The organism is Bradyrhizobium sp. (assembly GCF_019244115.1).
In the GTDB taxonomy this organism is placed as follows: domain Bacteria; phylum Pseudomonadota; class Alphaproteobacteria; order Rhizobiales; family Xanthobacteraceae; genus Bradyrhizobium.
In genome coordinates, this window is the sequence record NZ_JAFATE010000653.1 from 1 (window position 1) to 4159 (window position 4159).

The 4159-nt window shown below is 63.8% G+C and carries 3 protein-coding genes; all 3 read left to right on the forward strand.

Annotated elements, in window-relative coordinates:
- Positions 1-373 precede the first annotated feature (373 nt).
- A complete protein-coding gene (locus JOZ76_RS28500; protein WP_291704375.1) occupies positions 374-1225 on the forward strand; it encodes a formate/nitrite transporter family protein in 852 nt (283 codons plus the stop codon).
- On the forward strand, positions 1222-3006 hold the full coding sequence (locus JOZ76_RS28505; protein ID WP_291704377.1) for a NirA family protein: 1785 nt from the start codon (positions 1222-1224) through the stop codon (positions 3004-3006). The genes JOZ76_RS28500 and JOZ76_RS28505 overlap by 4 nt, the downstream gene beginning before the upstream one ends.
- A partial coding sequence (locus JOZ76_RS28510) for a sulfite reductase subunit alpha (protein WP_291704378.1) occupies positions 3003-4159 on the forward strand: 1157 nt, incomplete at its 3' end. The genes JOZ76_RS28505 and JOZ76_RS28510, both read left to right, overlap by 4 nt.

Consider the following 4159-nt stretch of genomic DNA (forward strand, 5'->3'; position numbering starts at 1 on the left):
CGCGCCATGACTGCCGGCGAACGTCAGCTGAAAACTTAGGCATTCTGATTCGTAGCTTATTGTTTGAGCTTTTGCCTTTTCAAAAGGCATGAATTGCAATCCAGTTCATGCAGTGCAAAATCTGCAATCCACTGAAAACTCACATAATTTCGATCCGTATCGCGTTGGCACACGTTTTGAATAGGGAGAGTCGAGGCCGCGGCGGTGATGTCTGCTGGCCCAGGTCCATGATGGATGTCCGCAGCAACGAGGCTGACCGGATTGCCTGAGCACGATGTCCGATGCGGCACTGCCCGTCGAACCGAGCCTTGAGGCGATCGCATGTCTTTCCCCCGTTGTGACCACGCCAGGGCGTGGCAGCAGGAGCCTCGAAATGGACTACGCAAAACCTGCCGATGTCGTTGCCTCAATGGTCGACGCCAGCCTGAAGAAGCTGGCGCTCGGCCCGCGTGACCTGCTCATTCGCGGCGCGCTTTCGGGCGCACTGCTGGGTGCCGCGACCGTGCTTGCATTCACCGGCGCGGTGACGACAGGCCAACCGATCGTCGGCGCGCTGATCTTTCCCGTATCGCTCGTGATGATCGTGCTGCTCGGGCTCGAACTCGTCACCGGCAGCTTTGCCCTGGTGCCGCTGGCGCGCTTCGAGGGCAAGGCAACATGGGGCGCCGTCGTCGCCAACTGGTCGTGGGTGTTCGTTGCCAACCTGATCGGCAGCATCGCCTTCGGCGCACTGATTGCGATCTCGCTCACCAACATGGGCAAGACGGACGTGGCCGGCGTCGCGGCCCGCATCGTCGCAACAGCCGAAGCCAAGACGATCGCCAACGAGGCGCTCGGCACGGCGGGCCTGGTCAGCGTGTTCGTCAAGGGCATCCTCTGCAACTGGCTCGTCTGTCTCGGCGTCGTCATGGCGATGACGTCGACCTCGACGGTCGGAAAGATCGCTGCGACCTGGCTGCCGATCTTCACCTTCTTCGCGCTCGGTTTCGAGCACGCCGTCGTCAACATGTTCATCATCCCGACCGGTATGCTGCTCGGCGCCAAAGTCAGCCTCTCCGACTGGTGGCTGTGGAACCAGATTCCGGTCACGCTCGGCAATCTCGTCGGCGGTTTCGTGTTCACCGGGCTCGCGCTCTACGCGACCTACAAACCCCAACAGCCGTCGCCCGCATCGCAGGCGCTCGCCGTTCAAGCCGAAATGGATTCGAAAGTGCTGGCGTCATGAAGTTGGAAGCACCCTCGACCAGCGACTTCTCCGACGAGCAGAAGCGCTATCTCGAAGGCTTCATGACCGGCGTGCAGGTCGGTCGCGTCGGCCGCAATGTCGCGGGCGCCGCGGGCGGCACCGTAAGCGCCGAGCCGACCGGCCCGGAAGCCGCGCATCTCAAGGCGCAGGACAAGGCCACGGCCTCCGGCAAGAAGCTCGTGGACCAGGAGAAGTTCAAGCGTGAAGAGCATCCCTTCGATGCCTATGAGCGCTTGAAAGGGCAGGCGAAGGCCAACATGCCGCCGTCACCGGCCGACAATTTCCGCTGGCGCTATTTTGGCCTGTTCTATGTCGCGCCGGCGCAAAATTCCTATATGTGCCGGCTGCGCATGCCGAACGGCATTTTGAAGCATTGGCAGCTGTCCGGCCTTGCCGACCTGGCCGAGGCCTATGGCGGCGGCTACAGCCACGTCACCACGCGCGCGAACATCCAGATCCGCGAGATCGAGCCCAAAAATAGCGTGGCACTGATCGAGGGCATCCAGGACCTCGGTCTCTGCTCGCGCGGCTCCGGCGCCGACAACATCCGCAATGTCACGGGTACGCCGACGGCCGGCATCGATCCGCAGGAGCTGCTCGATACCCGGCCCTATGCCCGCGAGTGGCACTACCATATCCTCAACGACCGCTCACTCTACGGCCTGCCGCGCAAGTTCAACGTCGCGTTCGATGGCGCAGGGCGGATCGCGGTGCTGGAGGAAACCAACGACATTGCTTTCTCCGCCGTCATGGTGAAGGACGGCTTTGGCGTCGAGCCCGGTGTCTGGTTCCGGCTTGGAGTGGGCGGCATCACCGGGCACAAGGATTTTGCCAAGGAGACCGGCATCGTCGTGAAGCCCGAGGAGGCGACGGCCGTTGCCGACGCCATCGTGAGGGTCTTCATCGACACCGGTGACCGCACCAACCGCCTCAGGGCGCGTCTGAAATATGTACTCGACAGCATGGGCGTCGAAAAATTCATGCTCGCGGTCGAGGAGCGGCTCGGCCGCAAGCTCGCCCGCGTGCCGGCCGAGGCGATCGCGCTGCGGCCGGCCTTCGACCGCATGGCGCATATCGGCGCGCACGCCCAGAAACAGGTGGGACTGAACTGGATCGGCGTCGTGCTGCCGGTCGGCAAGCTCACCTGCGCGCAGATGCGGGGCCTTGCCAAGATCGCGCAGGATTTTGGTGACGGCGACATCCGTCTCACGGTCTGGCAGAATCTCCTGCTCTCTGGCGTACGGGATGAAAATGTCGCGCTCGCCACGGCGGCGATCGAAAGGCTCGGGCTTGCGACAAAGGCTTCACAGATACGGGCCGGGCTGATCGCCTGCACCGGCAACAAGGGCTGCAAGTTCGCGGCATCCGACACCAAGGGCCATGCCGCCGCGATCGGCGACTGGTGCGAGCCGCGCGTCGAGATCGACACGCCGCTCAACATCCATCTCACCGGCTGCCATCACTCCTGCGCGCAGCATTACATCAGCGACATCGGCCTGATCGCGGCAAAAGTGCCCGGCGCGAGCGAGGACGACACGGTCGAGGGCTATCATGTCTTTGCCGGCGGCGGCTTTGGCCCGCAGGCCGACATCGGCCAGGAGGTTTTTCACGATGTCAAGGCCGAGGACGCGCCGAAGACGGTCGAGCGGCTCCTAAAGGCCTATCTCGCCCATCGCGCCTCGGCCAATGAGACTTTTCTCAGCTTTGCCCGCCGTCACGACGGCGAGTCCCTTCGCAAACTCGCGGATGCAATCCAATGAACCAGATCGTCAAACCGCCGCGGCTCGAAATCATTCCGCAGAGCGCGCCGTTCAGCGAAAGCCAGCGGCTGTGGCTGAACGGCTTTCTGGTCGGCATGCTCGGGCTCGATGGCACGGCTAGTCCGCTGGCTCCGGAGCAGGGCATCTCGATGCTCGCACCATCGGGCGACGGCGATGACGGCGAGGCCCCCTGGCACGACCAGACCATGCCCATCGCAGATCGCATGAAGCTTGCCGAGGGGCGGCCGCTGCGCCGGCGCATGATGGCCGCGATGGCGCAGCAGGATTGCGGCCAGTGCGGCTACAATTGCAGCGACTATTCCGACGCGATTGCGAGCCGCAGCGAAGCGCGGCTCAATCTCTGCGTTCCCGGCGGCAAGGAAACCGCCCGAATGCTGAAGGCGCTGCACGAGGAGCTCGACAAGGCCCCCGCGGCACCATCGCCGGCCGTCGTGCCCGCGGTCAAGGTTTCGACGACCATCGCGGAGCCCGGGCGTTCGCGTGACAATCCGGTCAGCGCAAAATTCGTCTCGCGGCGTCTTCTCAACAAGAAGGGATCCGAGAAGGAAACCTGGCACATCGAGTTCGATCTGTCAGGCCCTGGCCTCGATTACGTCGTCGGCGATTCCTTCGGCATTTTTGCCCACAACGATCTCGGCCTGGTGGACCAGATCATCGCGCTGCTTGGCGCGTCCCACACAACGCAAGTCAATGGCAAGACCCTGCGCCAGGCGCTGACCGAAGACGTGTCGCTGTCGCCGGCGCCGGACACGCTGTTCGAGCTGATCTCCTTCATCACTGGGGGCGCGCAACGGGAGAAGGCGCGGGCCCTGGCGCAGGGCGAGGATCCCGACCGCGATGCGGCGACGCTCGACGTGATGGCGGCCTTGCAGAAATTTTCCGGCGTGCGCCCGCATCCGGAGGCCTTCGTGGAAGCGCTGGAGCCGCTGCAGCCGCGGCTCTATTCGATCTCCTCATCGCACAATGCGACGCCGGGAAAACTCTGGCTGACGGTTGATTGCGTGCGCTACGTGGTCGGCAAGCGCAAGCGGCTGGGGCTTGCCTCGACCTTCCTTGCCGAACGGGTCAACCCCGGCCAGGAGGTCAAGGTCTATGTCCAGAAGGCGCACGGCTTTGCGCTGCCGGACAATCC